General features: G+C 62.7%; 16 protein-coding genes and 1 rRNA gene. 6 read left to right on the top strand and 11 right to left on the bottom strand.

What is annotated here, in order from left to right:
- Positions 1-112, top strand: a 5S ribosomal RNA gene (rrf, locus tag BVH03_RS13455); the annotation flags it as partial.
- A 418-nt stretch (positions 113-530) separates the two neighbouring features.
- Here the strand turns inward: rrf and queD are convergent.
- The 5 genes from queD to pnuC all read right to left on the bottom strand — a co-directional run bounded on the left by queD (position 531) and on the right by pnuC (position 5196).
- Complete coding sequence (queD, locus tag BVH03_RS13450) at positions 531-887, bottom strand: 6-carboxytetrahydropterin synthase QueD (protein WP_075961648.1); 357 nt, start codon at positions 885-887, stop codon at positions 531-533.
- Between the two features lie 66 nt (positions 888-953).
- Positions 954-2096 carry a catalase family protein gene (locus tag BVH03_RS13445; protein WP_075961647.1) on the bottom strand — a complete coding sequence of 381 codons (1143 nt, stop codon included), beginning with the start codon at positions 2094-2096 and terminating at the stop codon, positions 954-956.
- The gene (locus tag BVH03_RS13440; RefSeq protein ID WP_075961646.1) at positions 2089-3999 is read right to left on the bottom strand and encodes a di-heme-cytochrome C peroxidase; all 1911 of its coding nucleotides are present in this window, start codon (positions 3997-3999) and stop codon (positions 2089-2091) included. Before BVH03_RS13440 ends, BVH03_RS13445 begins: the two co-directional genes overlap by 8 nt.
- A gap of 103 nt (positions 4000-4102) precedes the next feature.
- Positions 4103-4633, bottom strand: coding sequence for an AAA family ATPase (locus tag BVH03_RS13435; protein ID WP_075961645.1), 531 nt, complete (start codon positions 4631-4633; stop codon positions 4103-4105).
- On the bottom strand, positions 4630-5196 hold the full coding sequence (gene pnuC / locus BVH03_RS13430; protein ID WP_075961644.1) for a nicotinamide riboside transporter PnuC: 567 nt from the start codon (positions 5194-5196) through the stop codon (positions 4630-4632). The genes BVH03_RS13435 and pnuC overlap by 4 nt, the downstream gene beginning before the upstream one ends.
- Positions 5197-5429: 233 nt before the next feature.
- Between pnuC and BVH03_RS13425 the strand changes: the two genes are divergently transcribed.
- Positions 5430-6260 (top strand): undecaprenyl-diphosphate phosphatase, encoded by an 831-nt coding sequence (locus BVH03_RS13425; protein WP_075961643.1) that lies wholly within the window; start codon positions 5430-5432, stop codon positions 6258-6260.
- A 23-nt stretch (positions 6261-6283) separates the two neighbouring features.
- Positions 6284-7009, top strand: a complete 726-nt coding sequence (locus BVH03_RS13420; RefSeq protein ID WP_075961649.1) for a cold shock and DUF1294 domain-containing protein — start codon at positions 6284-6286, stop codon at positions 7007-7009.
- Here BVH03_RS13420 and BVH03_RS13415 read toward each other — a convergent pair.
- The 3 genes from BVH03_RS13415 to BVH03_RS13405 are packed head-to-tail and all read right to left on the bottom strand — an operon-like array spanning position 7004 to position 9530.
- Positions 7004-7357: an MmcQ/YjbR family DNA-binding protein gene (locus BVH03_RS13415; RefSeq protein WP_075961642.1), complete on the bottom strand. Its 354-nt coding sequence runs from the start codon at positions 7355-7357 to the stop codon at positions 7004-7006. The two genes, BVH03_RS13420 and BVH03_RS13415, sit on opposite strands and share 6 nt — an antisense overlap.
- On the bottom strand, positions 7354-8553 hold the full coding sequence (locus BVH03_RS13410) for an MFS transporter (protein ID WP_075961641.1): 1200 nt from the start codon (positions 8551-8553) through the stop codon (positions 7354-7356). The genes BVH03_RS13415 and BVH03_RS13410 overlap by 4 nt, the downstream gene beginning before the upstream one ends.
- Positions 8554-8606: 53 nt before the next feature.
- Positions 8607-9530: a LysR substrate-binding domain-containing protein gene (locus BVH03_RS13405; protein ID WP_075961640.1), complete on the bottom strand. Its 924-nt coding sequence runs from the start codon at positions 9528-9530 to the stop codon at positions 8607-8609.
- A 139-nt stretch (positions 9531-9669) separates the two neighbouring features.
- Between BVH03_RS13405 and BVH03_RS13400 the strand changes: the two genes are divergently transcribed.
- The gene (locus BVH03_RS13400) at positions 9670-10278 is read left to right on the top strand and encodes an FMN-dependent NADH-azoreductase (RefSeq protein WP_075961639.1); all 609 of its coding nucleotides are present in this window, start codon (positions 9670-9672) and stop codon (positions 10276-10278) included.
- A gap of 111 nt (positions 10279-10389) precedes the next feature.
- The gene (locus BVH03_RS13395; RefSeq protein WP_075961638.1) at positions 10390-11169 is read left to right on the top strand and encodes a dienelactone hydrolase family protein; all 780 of its coding nucleotides are present in this window, start codon (positions 10390-10392) and stop codon (positions 11167-11169) included.
- Between the two features lie 47 nt (positions 11170-11216).
- Here the strand turns inward: BVH03_RS13395 and BVH03_RS13390 are convergent, their stop codons facing one another.
- The 3 genes from BVH03_RS13390 to BVH03_RS13380 all read right to left on the bottom strand — a co-directional run bounded on the left by BVH03_RS13390 (position 11217) and on the right by BVH03_RS13380 (position 13387).
- Positions 11217-12002: a DUF4394 domain-containing protein gene (locus BVH03_RS13390; RefSeq protein WP_075961637.1), complete on the bottom strand. Its 786-nt coding sequence runs from the start codon at positions 12000-12002 to the stop codon at positions 11217-11219.
- 135 nt (positions 12003-12137) lie between these two features.
- Entirely contained in the window at positions 12138-12842 is a 705-nt protein-coding gene (locus BVH03_RS13385; RefSeq protein WP_075961636.1) for an anti-sigma factor domain-containing protein, read from the bottom strand.
- Positions 12839-13387, bottom strand: coding sequence for a sigma-70 family RNA polymerase sigma factor (locus BVH03_RS13380; protein ID WP_075961635.1), 549 nt, complete (start codon positions 13385-13387; stop codon positions 12839-12841). The genes BVH03_RS13385 and BVH03_RS13380 overlap by 4 nt, the downstream gene beginning before the upstream one ends.
- Before the next feature lie 180 nt (positions 13388-13567).
- Here BVH03_RS13380 and BVH03_RS13375 point away from each other — a divergent pair, with 180 nt between their 5' ends.
- On the top strand, positions 13568-14596 hold the full coding sequence (locus tag BVH03_RS13375; protein WP_075961634.1) for an amidohydrolase family protein: 1029 nt from the start codon (positions 13568-13570) through the stop codon (positions 14594-14596).
- Positions 14597-14777: the final 181 nt, after the last annotated feature.

Here is a 14777-nt window from a genome sequence, read left to right as displayed (position 1 = left end):
ACGACCATAGAGCGTTGGAACCACCTGATCCCATCCCGAACTCAGTAGTGAAACGACGCATCGCCGATGGTAGTGTGGAGCTTCTCCATGTGAGAGTAGGTCATCGTCAAGCTTCTACAAGAAACCCCAGATCTCGACAGAGGTCTGGGGTTTCGTCTTTTCGGGCGGCGAAAATCAGCGGCTCAACGTTCGGCGGCGCCCACCGGGCACACATATGCCACACCCTGACCTGGGTATCGCGCAGGCTACGAAATGAAACGGCCGTAAAGGCTCTCGTGTCGCAGAGTTGCTGGTGGAAGGGGGAGCGTCTTCCACCCTAGGGTGCGTATAGAACTCTCGTAGCCTGGGTTAGCCGCAGGCGTAACCCGGGGAGCTGGTGTAGTTTTGCTGGAAACGCTCGAATGGCCTGCCTGGCATGGACAAGATCAGCCGAGCATATCGAGGGGATGATCTTGGCCCAGAAACGACGAAGCCCGCATGGCGCGGGCTTCGTCGTTTCTGCACTTGCTCCTTGCGCAGTGAGACCACGTTCAGTCGCCGCGGTACTCGCAACCGCTGGTGCAGGTCTCATGGATACGGATGCGCGACAGTTCCGGCAGCAACGGCTTGAGCTGCTGCCATACCCATTTGGCGAGGATTTCGCTGGTCGGATTTTCCAGGCCGGGGATGTCGTTGAGGTAGTTGTGGTCGAGCTGCTCGTAGATCGGCTTGAAGATGGCCTTGATCTCAGAGAAATCGCGAATCCAGCCGGTATACGGATCGACTTCGCCCTCGATGTAGACCGCGATGCGGAACGAGTGACCGTGCAGGCGACCGCACTTGTGGCCTTCGGGGACGTGGGGCAGCCGGTGGGCGGCTTCGAAGATGAATTCTTTGAACAGTTCCAAGGCCAATCTCTTTTCTACAGGGCAAACAGGCTGCGATTCTAGCAGCCTGTTGAACCTGTAGGGGGCTTACTGGCCTAGCGCAGCGTTGCGATCGTGACGATAGACACTCACGGCCTCGTACACTGCCTTGCGCAAACGGTTGATACCACCGATCGGGCGGTGTTCGGGCAGGGCGTGCCACGGGTTGAACGACAGGTTGTCACAGAACAGATTCTGCTCCGAGCTATCGAAGTCCTGAGCTGGCAGGCGGATGTCGGCGACGGTCTCGAACGGCGCGATCTTCTCGTCCCACTCCACGCTGGGGTCTTCGATCGGCATGTAGTAATCCGGGTTCTGCCGTTGTACCTGCAGCGCGAAGCAGGCCGGCATGCGGTCCAGGGAAAGCTGCTGATAGAGGGCGCTGCGCAGGAAGTTGGGCAGATCGGTATTGGGCTTGGGAATGGCATAAGCCGGGCAGTTTTCCGGGGTCGGGATGACCCGGTACTTGATGTTGTGCGGCCCCAGCTTAAATGGCGCGATGGAGTTGTAGGTGGTTTCCACCGGGCTGGCGGGGGCAGGGGAAAGGGTTTTCAGCGCGATGATCAGGTGGCGAACCTCCCAGGTTCGCGGATCCCAGCTCGGAAAGAAGGCCAGGGCTTTCTTGCCGTCTGCTTGCGCGGCGAAGTTGCTGCGGTACTCCGCCACATCACGCACGAAGAACGCGGGGTGATTGAACATCACGAAGTCCTGATCGCCAGCACTGCGTGGATTGTTCATCAGCTTGGCGCCCGGCACGTCGAGCAGCTTGATGGCCATGCCCCGGGCATCACGAGCGCGGTCGAATTGCGGGTAGGCGTTGCCGTTGGACAGGCGCACCCATGCCTGCCAGGTCTTGCCGGGGTCGGCGAGCACGCCGTAGCGCAGGCTTTCATCGAGTTGCGCCTTTACCGTGACCTCGGCCCTGACGCAGCCATGTGCCTTGGCGTGAGCGTCACGCAAGACCCGGGTGTTGTCACGGTGCTGCTCGACGACGCGAATGGCGTCTTCGATGATGCCGGCCGTGTAGGCAGCCTCATCGGCTGGGATTTGCTCTTTGCTGGAGACCGGACCGGAGAATTTCCAGCTGTAATAGGCGCTGCCTAGGGCCCAGCCACCCAGACCGACGGCCAGCAGAATGACCAACGTTCTGCCCAGCAGGCGCCCGAGCCACAGCCAGAATCGTTTAAGCATCGTTGGACTCCTTGTGATTTGCGTTCACGGTGCCTTGGCAGTTCTGCCCAGGATTCCAGGGCTTGGCCGGCACGTCGCTCAACTGGTTTTCCAGCGTCGGATTACCCAGCACTTTCAAGTATTCGACCAGTGCCCAGCGCTCCTCAGGCTGCAGGCCACGGCCGATGACGCCATAGTTGCGGCAGCCATCGCGGAATTCATGGCCGCCATTGCCGTTACCCTTGATGCGCGTATCGAGCAGGAAACCGCCTGGGAACTTGTCGCTGACAAACCCCACGTGCTTGGGATCGAACTCGAAATTGCCCACCCAGAAGCTGCTGGGACGCTCCGATACCGGCGACAGCAGATGAAAGAGCGTCGGTACCGAGCCGTTGTGCAGGAAGGGCGCAGTGGCCCAGATGCCATCCAGCGGCCGCACCTTGTAGCCACGGATCTCCTGGACGCCAATGGGCAGGCCGTAGCCATCCATGCTTTTGCGCTGTTCGGGCGCTATGCCATTGTCGCGATAGGCGCGGTCTTCGACGTAGGCGGTGACGTAGGCCAGCGCCTCGGCAGTGGAGATGGCACTGAAGTCGATCTTGTCGAGGCTGTTACTGAACAGTTTCACGTCCAGTTTCGCCAGCTCGGCTTTCTTCCAGCCCAGCTTGCGGATATCGAAACGGTGATCGGCGATATTGTCGGCGGTGGTGGAGTCGGTGCCCACGATGGACGTATCGACGACTTGCATGTGCCACTCGGGATCGCGATCGGGTGCCACGCGATGACCAGGCGGGACGACCTTCGGTGCGTGGCAGAGCGCGCAGTTTTCCTGGAACAGGGCGCGTCCGCGGCTGGCGAGCGGCAGGTCGATCTTGCCGAGGACCTTTTCCGGCCAGGTGGGCGGCTGCAGGTGCTTGAGCGTTTCTTCCAGCTGATAAAGGTCGTTGATACGCACGCTGGACGCGTAGCGCTGATCGTGTGGCACCGGGCGCCCGTTACCATCGAGCAATTGCAGGGTGGCGCCGACTCCGAGTGCCTCGCCGACGTTACGGGCCATGGGTTGCATGGCCGAACCGTTCCACTGCACCCAGTCGAATTTCCAGATATCCCACAGATGCGGATAGCTGACCGGCGCATCGGCTACGCGGTAGTTGGCGGCATCGATGCCGTCACCAAACACCGTATTGGCGATGCGACCGAACGCATCGGTACGGCCGAAGCCTTCTTCGGTCGGGTAGAGGCCGCGGTGCCAGTCGTTGTAGGCAGTGCTCAGCAGGCGATCGAGAACCTGCTTGAATTCCACGCGCAGGGCGTCGTAGTCGCGCTCGTAATGCTCACCCAGCACTTCCTGGGCGAAGCGGCGGAATTTCAGCGGGTTGTAGTAGGTGGACGCCATGCTCATACCGAGGGCCTGGCCAAAGCTGCCACCCTTGAGCGTCGGTACGGTAGACGCCAGCGAGTGCAGCGCGGCGCCACCATCGATGCGCACCGCCTGACCCTGGTAACGCAGCTCGCCGGTATGGCAGGCGGCGCAGGTGATGTCCAGATACTGGACGCCGCTTTCATCATCCTCATGGCGGGCAAAACCCACCGGCAGGTTGCCGGGATTCAAGGCCGTGGCTTTCTGCCCTGGCTGGGTCAGAAAGCCGAAGCGCGCCAGGTAATCCGGATCGGCGAACTTGGCCTTGCCGAACGGCATTTCCAAGGCCGTGAACCAGGCGTAGTGCAGGCCTTTCACGGTAGTGCCCTGGGGGGTGTAGTAATAGAACTGTCGCTGCTGGTCACTCCACTGGCCGAGATAGTGCACCTTTTCCACCGGTGTATAGGCCGGCAGATTGGGCTTGGCGATGTAGTAGACGATGACCAGCAGAGCGGTCAGCAGGAGCAGAGCGATGATCTGCACGGTGCGGCGAATCAGGCGCATCGGGGACGTCCTTGTTGCGTTTTTGTAGTCGTGCTCCTTTATGCCCATGCTGCCGGTTAATGGCAAGATGCCACGCTTGCCCACGAGCATTTTTCGTCGATGGCTAGCCGCTGACGCCGAGCCAGCTCGCCACGCAGCTTACCGCTGCGCGCTGGCGTTCATGCCAGGTTCCGGCGATTTCCACGACGTTCTGGCCGTTGGCCTCAAGCCATTGTGCGCAGCCCTGGTGAAAGGCCAGACGCTCCGCCAGATCCGGTTGGCAGCGCTGCCCGTCGCCTACCCATTCGACGCCGCGTGGGTCGAGCAGCAGGTGCAGGTGATATTCCCGGGCCAGCAGGGCAGGCTCCATCCACGCCGGGCAGTCAGCGAACAGGGTGCGACTCCAAAGGATGTTGCTGAGCAGGTGGGTGTCGAGAATCAGCAGGTGAGGGCGCTGCTCGCGGGCGGCGTCTTCCCAGGCGAGCTGGCCGTGGGCGATGGTGGAAATATCGGCGTAGCAGGTGTCGCGCTGCTGGGCGTCGATGAAGTGGCGGACGTATTCACCGACCACGATACCGCCGAAGCGCTGCTGCAGCTCGCTCGCCAGCCAGCTCTTGCCGCTGGATTCCGGCCCGGTCAGAACCAGGACGTTCATGGGCGCACGCCGACCAGTTCGCGCCGCCAGGTCAGCCAGCCATGGCAGGCAAGCAGTGTGAATAGAGCGTACAGCGCAGCGGTGAGGTACAGCGCCTGGTCGATGAACAGCACGACGAACAGCACGTCCAGGAGGATCCACAGTGCCCAGCATTGCACGCGCTTCTTGGCCATCCACACCTGCGCGACGAGGCTGAAAGCGCACAGAGTCGCATCCTGCCAGGGCGCGCTGGCATCGGTGTAGGTCATCACCAGCAGGCCCAGCACGGCCGAACCGAGCACGCCCAGGGCGAGGCCAGAAAGGGTCTGGCGCAGGTTCAGGCTCGATACCTGCAGGCGCTCGTCGGGGCGGTCGCCGCGTGTCCAATGCCACCAGCCGTAAAGCTGCAGGGCGGCATAGACGCATTGCAGCAGGGTGTTGGAGTACAGCTTGGCCTGGAAGAATACCCACGCATAGAGCACCACCATGACCAGTCCGATCGGCCAGCACCAGGGGTTCTGCCGCACGGTCAGCCAAACGGCGATCAGGCCGAGCAACGAGGCACAAACTTCAAGCGGTGACATGGAACCTCGCTCTGTGACGGTTTCACGGGGGCGCATTCTAGCGCTTGTCGCGCCAGGGAGATCGCTTGGCAGTCAGGAAAGTGGCAATTTCGTTTGATAGCGTTTTGAAATTGTATGGGAGTGATTTATAACTGCCGCTTTTTTCGGCCCCTCTGGAACCTCCACCAGCGGCTCCAGTCCGAGAAACAACCCTTTCACAGCCAGTTCATCTGGCACCTTTCCGAGGAGTTTCGATGGACAGTTGGCTCGCTTTTCAGGCGCTGATTCTGGGTATCGTTGAAGGTCTCACCGAATTTCTGCCCATTTCCAGTACCGGGCACTTGATCGTGGTCGGTGACTTGCTGAATTTCAACGGCGAGCGCGCCACGGCCTTCAAGATCATCATCCAGCTTGGCGCCATCCTGGCGGTGATGTGGGAGTTTCGTCAGCGCATCCTGTCGGTGGTCACCGGCCTGGGCAGCGATCCCATGGCCCGGCGCTTCACCGTCAACCTGATGATCGCGTTCTTTCCGGCGGTAGTGCTCGGCCTGCTGTTCGCCGATCTCATCGAGCACTGGCTGTTCAACCCGATCACGGTCAGCGCCGCGCTGGTCATCGGTGGCGTGGTCATGCTCTGGGCCGAGAAGCGTCAGCACCGTATCGTCGCCGAAACGGTCGACGACATGGACTGGAAGCTGGCTCTCAAGGTCGGCTTCGCCCAGTGCCTGGCACTGATCCCAGGTACCTCGCGATCCGGCTCGACCATCATCGGCGGCCTGCTGTTCGGCCTGTCGCGCAAGGCGGCCACCGAGTTCTCGTTCTTCCTGGCGATGCCGACCATGGTCGCCGCCACGGTGTACTCGCTCTACAAGTACCGGGATATCCTGCAATTGGGCGATCTGCCGGTATTCGCCATCGGTTTCGTCACCACCTTCATCGTCGCCATGCTCACGGTGCGTGCGCTGCTGGTATTCATCGCCAACCACAGCTATGCGGTATTCGCCTGGTACCGGATCGCTTTCGGCCTGTTGATTCTGGCCACTTGGCAATTCGGCTGGATCGACTGGAGCACGGCGCAGGGCTGACCGCCCAGCCGCCAAGGATGCACATGCAGAGCAGGGAACAGGCGGGCCGCCTCAAACGCTGGGACGATGACAAGGGCTTCGGGTTCATTCAGCCCGCTGGCGGTGGAGCCGACGTGTTCGCGCACATTTCGGCGATGCGCGGTGATCGTCGGCCCACTGCCGGCGACCAGGTGGTGTTCGTGGCCGGGCGCGACGACAAGGGCCGCTTGCGGGCCGAGCATGTGCGCCTGGCCGGCGAGCTGGCGGTCGATCAGCCGCAGATCCGCGTCAAACCGAATACTGCCAGGCCCAACGTCGCCAAACCGAGCACAAGGGCTGCCAGACCAACCGTGCGCGGTGCTCGACGGCCAGCGGCTACATTGCGCAATCCGCTTGTCAAATGGCTGGTTTTTGCCGCGCTGTGTCTGCTCCCTGTGCTCGGTGCATTGCATTGGCTGGCGAATGGAGTGGTATGGCCGGCGTTGCTCTATCCCGCGGCCAGCGTGCTGTGCTTCTTCCTCTACTGGCACGACAAGAACAGCGCCCAGGGAGGCCGCCAGCGCACCCCGAAAAACACCTTGCATCTGGTCGAACTGGCGGGCGGCTGGCCGGGGGCGTTGTTGGCTCAGCAGACCTTTCGGCACAAGACGCGCAAGGTGTCCTACCAGCTGATTTTCTGGGCCATCGTGGCGCTGCACCAACTGGTCTGGATCGATCAGTTGCTGCTCGGCGGTACCTACACCGGCGGCTGGTTGCGCAGCCTGTTATAGGTCGAGCAGCAGGCCGACCTGCTGTTTGCGTGGCAGACGCCGCACCACCAGTTGGTGGGAGCGGGTCAACAGGTCCCGCAGTTCCTCGTCACCCAGCGGCGGCTGGCTGCCGCTCATGCTGATCCAGTGGGCGCGGGCCAGGTAGGGCGCCGGGCGGATACCGGGCCGGTCGGTGAAGCCCAGAAACAGCGCGTCATCGACCTTGAAGGCCAGGTTGTCACCGAGAAAATCGAGGATGGCGAACATCTTGTTGTGCGCCACGGAAAACACCTGGTTGCTGCCCCATTTGTAATCCATCCGAACCCCCGGCAATTGCAGGCAGAAGGCGATCAGTTCGTCGCGAGTCACGGCTGCACCGCCTTTGGCCGCTCGGCACGGCGGAGCAGCAACAGGCTCAGCCCCAGGCCAAGTAGCGACAGCAAGCCCGAGGCGAGAAACACTGCGCCGTAGTCATAGGCGGCGGCGACCAGGCCCATCAGGGGGCCGGCCACGCCCAACGCCAGATCGAAGAACAGCGCGTAGGCGCCCAGCGCCGAACTGCGGCTGGCCGCTGGAATGTTGCCGATCGCCTCGACGCCAAGCGCCGGATACACCAGCGACAGGCCGAAGCCGGTCAGCGCTGCGCCACACAGGGCCAGAGCCGGGATCGGTGCGATCCACAGCAATAACAGGCCGAGGGTTTCGATCGCCAGGCAAACGGTCGCGACCCGGTAGCCGCCGCGCCGCTCGATGGCACCAGCGAACAGCAGCCGCGCGGCGATGAAGGCCAGGCCGAATGCGCTCAGGCAATAGGCGGCGTGTTCCCAGCCGAGGCTCGCGTAATACAGGGTGACGAAGGTCGCCAAGGTACCGAAGCCGATGGAGCCCAGGGCCAGCGCCAAGCCGTTGGGGGCGATGGCCAGAAAGACGTTGTGAAACGGCAGGCGCTTGCCCTGGATGACCGGAATGGCCGGTTTGTCGCGTGCCACCCACAGCGCACCACCGCTGAGCAGGGTGATGGCCGCGCCAATGCTCCACAAGCCGAGCTGCGAGGCCATCAGCACGCCGAGGGGCGCACCGATGGCGATGGCGCCGTAGGAGGCGATGCCGTTCCAGGAAATCACCCGGGCGGTGTTCTCGGCGCCGACCCGGCCGATGCCCCAGGTGATCGAACCGGTACCGATCAGCGCCTGGGAAATGCCCAAGGCGACACGCCCGGCCAGCAGCAGACCCAGGCCCATCGCGCCGGACGCCTCATGCAGGCTGGTCGCCGCCAGGGTCAGCACGCCGCTGCCCAGGGTGCCAGCCAAGCCGTAGACCACCGCACGCTTGGGGCCGATCCGGTCGATCAGCATTCCGGTGATTGGCCGTGAAACCAGAGTGACGAGGTACTGCAGGCTGATTACCAGGCCCGCCATCACCGAGCCGTAGCCCAGGTCATTGAGCACGAAACCGGGTAGCACCGCCAGGGGCAGGCCGACGCAGAGAAAGCCGATGAAGGTGAAGAACACCACGGCTAGAATTCGTGCGGTCTGGCCGGGTGCCTGGGGCTTGCGGGCGGTCATCGGGTGTCCTGTACGGTGAAATGGAGGATAACGTTATCAGGTTGGTCTGACTCTTAGCGAGCCAGGTCCGTTCCGGGCATCATCCAGCCCTCGCGGCTGGCCTGGATCATATGCTCGAGCCAGGCGCGCACGGCTGGCAGCATGCCGCGCCGGTGCGGGTAGACGACCTGGAGGTGCCCGCCGGGCAGGTCCCAGTCCGGCAGCAGGCGCACCAGGCGGCCTGCCTGCAGATCAATCACGCATTTGGTGTGCGGCAGCATGGTGAAACCCAGCCCCTGCAGTGCAGCCGCCCGGCGAATATCGAAGTCTTCGATGCTCAGACGTGCCTCCAGGGTCACTTCGCGACGTACGCCAGCTGAATTTCTCAGCAGGTGATGAATACGTCTGTCGCTTGCTGCCGCGCCAAGCGCCGGTAACCGTTGCAGATCGTCGGGCGTACGGATGTCCAGCCCCTGCAGCAATGCCGGAGCGGCCACCAGGTAAGCGGAGGCGGGCGCCAGTTGGCGGGCGATCAGCGAGGGATCCTCATCGCTCTGATCGCGCACGCGCAGCGCAACGTCGAGGCCCTCCTGCAGCAGGTCCACGCGGCGGTTGGTCAGCACCACGTCGAGCTGCACCAACGGATACTTGGCCAGAAAGCTGGTGATCACCGGGTGCAGCCCGGCACGCGCCAGCTCGACAGGGCAGGACATGCGCACCCGCCCGCGTGGCTCGCTGCTCAGCGAGGCCACGGCCTCATGCGCCTGCTCGGCTTCGAGCAGCATTGCCTGGCAATGACGCAGGTAGCGTTCGCCGGTTTCGGTCAGCGCCAGCTTGCGGGTGGTGCGCTGCAGCAGGCGCACGCCCAAGCGGGCTTCGAGTTCGGCCACACGCCGCGACAGACGCGACTTGGGGATGCCCAGCTGTTGGCCGGCGGCGCTGAAGCCGCCGTGCTCGACCACTTTGGCGAAGTACATCAGATCGTTGAGATCCTGCATGAAAGCTCCAGGCCTGCAAAAAAGCGGTTTGTTCTACTGATGGAACGCATCATCGCATTTTTACCCGCTAATCAGTCATTCGATCCATTGATAGGATTAACCCATCGAACAGTCAACGACCTCTTTCAAGGAGCGCCTCATGAAACTTCTGCACCTCGATTCCAGCATTCTTGGCGATGCCTCTGCCTCCCGCCAGCTCAGCGCAGCGGTCACCGAAGCCTGGAAGAACAGCCAGGCCGGTGTTCAGGTTATCTACCGTGACCTGGCCAGCGACGCCCTGAGTCACTTCTCCGCCGCCAGCCTGGTAGCCGGAGGCACGCCAGCCGAACTGCGCGACGCAGCCCAGGCGCACGAAGTGGCACTGGCCGAAGCGACCCTGGAAGAATTCCTGGCGGCCGACGCCATCGTGATCGGCGCGCCGATGTACAACTTCACCATTCCAACCCAGCTCAAGGCCTGGATCGATCGCATCGCCGTAGCCGGCAAGACCTTCGCCTACGACGAAAACGGGCCGAAAGGCCTGGCCGGTGGCAAGAAAGTGGTCATCGCTTCGACTGCCGGTGGTATTCATGCCGGCCAGGCCAGTGGCCAGGCCCACGAAGACTATCTGATTCTGGTGTTGCGCTTCCTGGGCATCACCGATATCGAGGTGGTGCGGGCAGAAGGTCTGGCATACGGTGAAGAGCCGAAAGCCAATGCACTGCGCGGTGCCCATGCGCAGATCGACGGCTTGTTCGCTGCCGCCTGATCCACTGTTCGCTCGCGGCGTCCGGGTTTCCCTGGCGCCGCAAATGTGCTTCCTTGTGCTCGGGTGCAGCATCGGCTGCCATCACTGAGTACAGACAGAGGGAACCACGCGATGAGGAAATCACTGTTGTCGGCAGCGTTGCTGGGCTTGGCCGGGTTGGCCGAGGCGGGGGTGGTGGTCAAGAACGTCCCCTACGAGATCGATGGCCAGCCGTTCGAAGGTAAGCTTGTTTACGATGACGCGGTCAGCGACCCGCGTCCGGGCCTTCTGATGGTGCCGAACTGGTTGGGCGTCACCGATGCGTCTGCCGAAAAGGCCGCCCGTGCCGCTGGCGACAAGTACGTGGTGTTCGTGGCCGACATGTACGGCAAAAGCATTCGCCCCAGCAACGCCGACGAGGCCAAGCAGGCGGCGACTACCGTGCGCAGCGACCGTGCGCTGATGCGCAAGCGTGCCCAGGCGGCTGTCGATGTGCTCAAGGCGCAAACCAGCCAGGTCGCTGTGGATACCGCCAGGCTCGGCGCGATCGGCTTCTGCTTCGGCGGCGGCACGGTCCTCGAACTGGCTCGCTCGGGTGCGCCACTGAAAGCCTTCGTGTCCTTCCACGGTAATCTGGATACGCCCAACCCCGCCGATGCCAACAACGTCAAGGCGCCGGTGCTGGTGCTGCATGGTGCGGACGACCCGGCGGTGCCGCCGGCGCAGGTCGACGGGTTCATGGCGGAGATGAAGGCCGCCAAGGTGGATTGGCAATTGGTCAGTTACGGCGGGGCGGTGCATTCGTTCACCGATCCTCTGGCCAATACTCCCGGCAGCAATCAGTACCATCCGCTGGTCGCGGCGCGGGCGTTCAAGGCCATGGATAATCTGCTCGACGAAGTGTTCGAGTAACGCGAAAAGAAGAGGGGAAGGCCGTGTGGCCTTCCCCCTTTATCGTCTTACTTGGCTGGCATGACCGCGATGTCGATGATGTCGTCGGGCAGGTTCTTGATCTCACCCAAGACTGTGGCCTTGCCCGTTTCCAGGCTGACCTGGTGCAGCGTGGTACCCGTCAGCAGATAGGCAGTATTGCCGCCCTTGCCATCGCTCTTGATGTCCAGCGCAGCGCTCTTCAGGTCGTCGGCGATCTTGCCAACCACCTGCTGGATACCGTCGTTTGGCGGGTTCTGCAGCATCAGGTTGCCGGTCGCCAGGTCGACGGTGTACAGCGCCGTCTTCTCGGTGCCCTTGTAGGCGTTGGTGTACGCACCGGCTAATACCTTGGGCGTCTTGCCGGCGTACGGGCCGTCCTGGGCATAGGCGACCTTGCCGTCCACCACCACTTCACCGCTCTCGACATTGACGCGCAGGCTGGTGCCATCGGCTGCCAGCAAGCGCAGGCGGTCAGCGACCGGGTTGAAGTCGACCACGGCCTGGCCGTTGCCCGGCAGCGCCTGGCTGAGCTTGGCGGTCTTGGTGGCTGCGCCGCTCTTGGCATCGATGGTGTAGAGCTGGCCGGCGTCATCCAGGCCATAGATCGAGCCATTGGCCGGGCGTACATCGAGGCCGCGCAGGTTGGAGACATCGCTGAGCTTCACATCGGAGGCGACGGTGAGGGCCTTGGTATCGAGGTGCAGCAGTTTGCCGTCCGCACTCAGGGCCAGCAGGTTGTCGGCGTTGGCGGTGGCGCAGCCCAGGGCGGCGGCAGTGATGGCGATACCGAGCACTTTCTTGGAAATGTTCATGAGCGTCCTCTCTATGGGTAAGGCGCGAAGGTTTCTTCGCGCTGGCATCCAGGCACCGTGGTAGAGCACCTGATAGTCATACCCATGGGATTGCTCGGCAGATGTCGACAGAAACATCTGGTTGCATCTTCCGGCTCAGTTGATTGCCGTGGTGACTGCGCGGCCGATATACAGCACCTCGCCGGTGGGCCTGTTCAAGGGCGAGCCACCGGACGGTTCGAGGGTCAGCTCGAACAACTGGCCAGCCTGTACCGCACCGATCTGCTCGGCGGACAGGGTCAACGGTTCGCCCGGCTCGACGAGGCCCAGGGAGCGCGGACCGTCCTTCGGATCGATCAGCGTCCAGAATTGCACGGAGCGATTCGTGGCGATCTGATCCTCGCCCAGCGGCTCCAGCAGCAGCGTACCGCGGGCATCGATGTGCACCACCCAACTTGGCGCCGCTGCCTCACCGGGTGGCTGCAGCACGGCGGTAAAGCTCGCCGGGGGCGTATCGGCGTGCCACGGCCTTGGCAGCAAGGCGATGATCAAGGCGAGTGCCAAGGCCGCGCTGGTCAGGCGCCAGGCATGCAGGTTCGACCACCATTGCTGCCAGGCATGGGTTTGTCGATGCAGATCGAGCGTCTGCTGCACGCGCGGCCACAGGCCGGGAGAAGGCGCCCTGGGCGGCAGTCGGTCGCTGAGTTCGAGAAAGTGCTGCTCCCATTCCAATGCCATGGCGGCAGCCTGAGGGTCGCGCTCGAGCAACTCGGCAACTTCGCGGGCCTGTTCTGCTTCGAGCAGGCCAAGAACGTATTCGCCGATAAGCGCGCGGCGTTCTGCGGGATCGGTGCTGATCATCGTTGCAAACACTCCTGCAGTGCGCGCAAGCCGCTACGAATGCGCCCTTTGATGGTGCCCAGCGGGATGGTCAGGCGCTCGGCAATCTGCTCATGGGTCAGGCCGCGATAGAACGCCAGCAGGACCGGGTGACGCCGCGGCCGCTCGAGCTTTTGCAGGCAGTCGCGCAGATGACGCCTGTTCGATTGCTGCTCGTGCTGCTGGGCAGCGGAGGGGCTGTCGTCGATCAGGTGGTCGGCAATATCGTCGGCCAGGGCTACCGTGCGGCCGCGTTGGCGCAATTGGTTCAGCGCGCGATAGCGCAGGATGCTGTAAACCCATGCCCGGCCGCTGCCCAGTGAATGCTGAAAGCGCCCGGCGTTGCGCCAGATCTGTACGAAGGCGTCGTGCAGGCAGTCTTCCGCCGCGTCACGCTGGCCCAGCAGGCTGATGGCCAGCCCGAGCATCTGCGCCGATTCCTGGCGATACAGCGCCTGAAACGCGCGCTCGTCATGGCGCGCGCAGGCTTCCAGGGTGCGGTCGTAATCGAACATCGGGTCAGACATGCCGTCATCCTGTGCTGGGCTGCGTCCTGAGGTGCAAGGTTTATACCCGAGAGCAGGCCATTTGGATGTGTCGGTAATGAAACAATTGGTCTCTTCAATGGCGCAACAGCGCAGGCCGATAGCCTGAACTTGCGCGAAGCGCGTGCAGTCTATGCTGCTCAATGACAGAGGAGCGTCTGCATGCGCCTGATTCGTCTCGGTTTTTTATTATCGGCAGGCTTGCTGGCGAGCGTTGTTGACGCGCGTGAGTATCGGTACAGCGACGCTCATCTGCATTACGTGGATTTCTTCCAGGAAAGCGCCGGCATGGACATGCTGCTCAAGCGCATGGATGAGTCCAGGGTCGATCACGTGATGTTCTCGGGCATCCCGGTCGCCAAGAAATGGCATGAAGATGAACCCAAGCGCCCACGCTATTACGCCGGTGACGACGCAGCCGCCTATTGGTACAGCGCCACCGACGTGCTGATCGCCCACGCCTACAAACAGGTGCCCGAGGCGCAGCGCCACCGTTTTCATCCGTTCCTGTCCGGCTTCAACCCCAACGACAAGAACTCCGATTCCCATATCCGCCGCATGCTGGAACTCGATCCCGGGCTCTGGCAGGGCATCGGCGAAGTGTTCACCCGCCACGACGATCTCACTTCGCTGATCGAGGGCAGCACGCCGCGGGCCAACAACGAGGCCATGACGCGCGTCTATCATCTGGCTGCCGAATACGACCTGCCGGTAATGATGCACTCCAACATCACCTCCAAGCGCGAGCGCAATCCGCTGTACCTGCAGGAAATCGAGGAGCCGCTGCGCAACCACCCGCACGTGCGTTTCATCTGGGCCCATGCCGGCACCAGCATGGAGATTCACCGCCACCAGGAGAAACTGGAGTTTCTCTTCGACACCCTGGCGCGCATGCTGGAAAGCTATCCCAACCTGTACATCGACCTGTCCTGGACGATGCTCAGGCCGTACCTGACCGATGACAGCGGCAAGCCCGATCCCAAATGGGTGAAGCTGGTCGAGCGCTACCCCGATCGCTTCATGATCGGCTCCGACGTGGTCGGTCGCTTCGACAGCATGGGCGAGTACATGCACGGTTTCGACCGCTTCCTCGACGCGTTACCCGAGGATGTCGCCCACAAGGTGGCCCGGGACAACTTCCTGTCCATCCTGCCGCGCAACGTGCAGGAGTCGCTGCCGGCGTCACGCTGATGTCAGCGGCCGAGAATCCTCCAGCACGCCGAGCAAGTTGCAGGTATAAAAAAACGGCGCCCCAGCAGAGCGTGTGAAAAGTCGCTGATGCAGGTAGTGATCCCATCAGACGCCCCGACATTGTTCGGGGCGTTTGCTTTTGTACGATTCGAAAGGTCGCGACCAACCTTTCAGGTGAGCA

It is taken from the genome of Pseudomonas sp. PA15(2017) (assembly GCF_001945395.1).
Taxonomy (GTDB): domain Bacteria; phylum Pseudomonadota; class Gammaproteobacteria; order Pseudomonadales; family Pseudomonadaceae; genus Aquipseudomonas.
This window is presented reverse-complemented; position numbering and strand designations above follow the sequence as displayed.

Coding starts and splice junctions, on each gene's coding strand:
- BVH03_RS13445 (WP_075961647.1), bottom strand. CDS start 2,096: ATGCTTAAACGATTCTGGCTGTGGCTCGGGCGCCTGCTGGGCAGAACG.
- BVH03_RS13440 (WP_075961646.1), bottom strand. CDS start 3,999: ATGCGCCTGATTCGCCGCACCGTGCAGATCATCGCTCTGCTCCTGCTG.
- BVH03_RS13435 (WP_075961645.1), bottom strand. CDS start 4,633: ATGAACGTCCTGGTTCTGACCGGGCCGGAATCCAGCGGCAAGAGCTGG.
- pnuC (WP_075961644.1), bottom strand. CDS start 5,196: ATGTCACCGCTTGAAGTTTGTGCCTCGTTGCTCGGCCTGATCGCCGTT.
- BVH03_RS13425 (WP_075961643.1), top strand. CDS start 5,430: ATGGACAGTTGGCTCGCTTTTCAGGCGCTGATTCTGGGTATCGTTGAA.
- BVH03_RS13420 (WP_075961649.1), top strand. CDS start 6,284: ATGCAGAGCAGGGAACAGGCGGGCCGCCTCAAACGCTGGGACGATGAC.
- BVH03_RS13410 (WP_075961641.1), bottom strand. CDS start 8,553: ATGACCGCCCGCAAGCCCCAGGCACCCGGCCAGACCGCACGAATTCTA.
- BVH03_RS13405 (WP_075961640.1), bottom strand. CDS start 9,530: ATGCAGGATCTCAACGATCTGATGTACTTCGCCAAAGTGGTCGAGCAC.
- BVH03_RS13400 (WP_075961639.1), top strand. CDS start 9,670: ATGAAACTTCTGCACCTCGATTCCAGCATTCTTGGCGATGCCTCTGCC.
- BVH03_RS13395 (WP_075961638.1), top strand. CDS start 10,390: ATGAGGAAATCACTGTTGTCGGCAGCGTTGCTGGGCTTGGCCGGGTTG.
- BVH03_RS13390 (WP_075961637.1), bottom strand. CDS start 12,002: ATGAACATTTCCAAGAAAGTGCTCGGTATCGCCATCACTGCCGCCGCC.
- BVH03_RS13385 (WP_075961636.1), bottom strand. CDS start 12,842: ATGATCAGCACCGATCCCGCAGAACGCCGCGCGCTTATCGGCGAATAC.
- BVH03_RS13380 (WP_075961635.1), bottom strand. CDS start 13,387: ATGTCTGACCCGATGTTCGATTACGACCGCACCCTGGAAGCCTGCGCG.
- BVH03_RS13375 (WP_075961634.1), top strand. CDS start 13,568: ATGCGCCTGATTCGTCTCGGTTTTTTATTATCGGCAGGCTTGCTGGCG.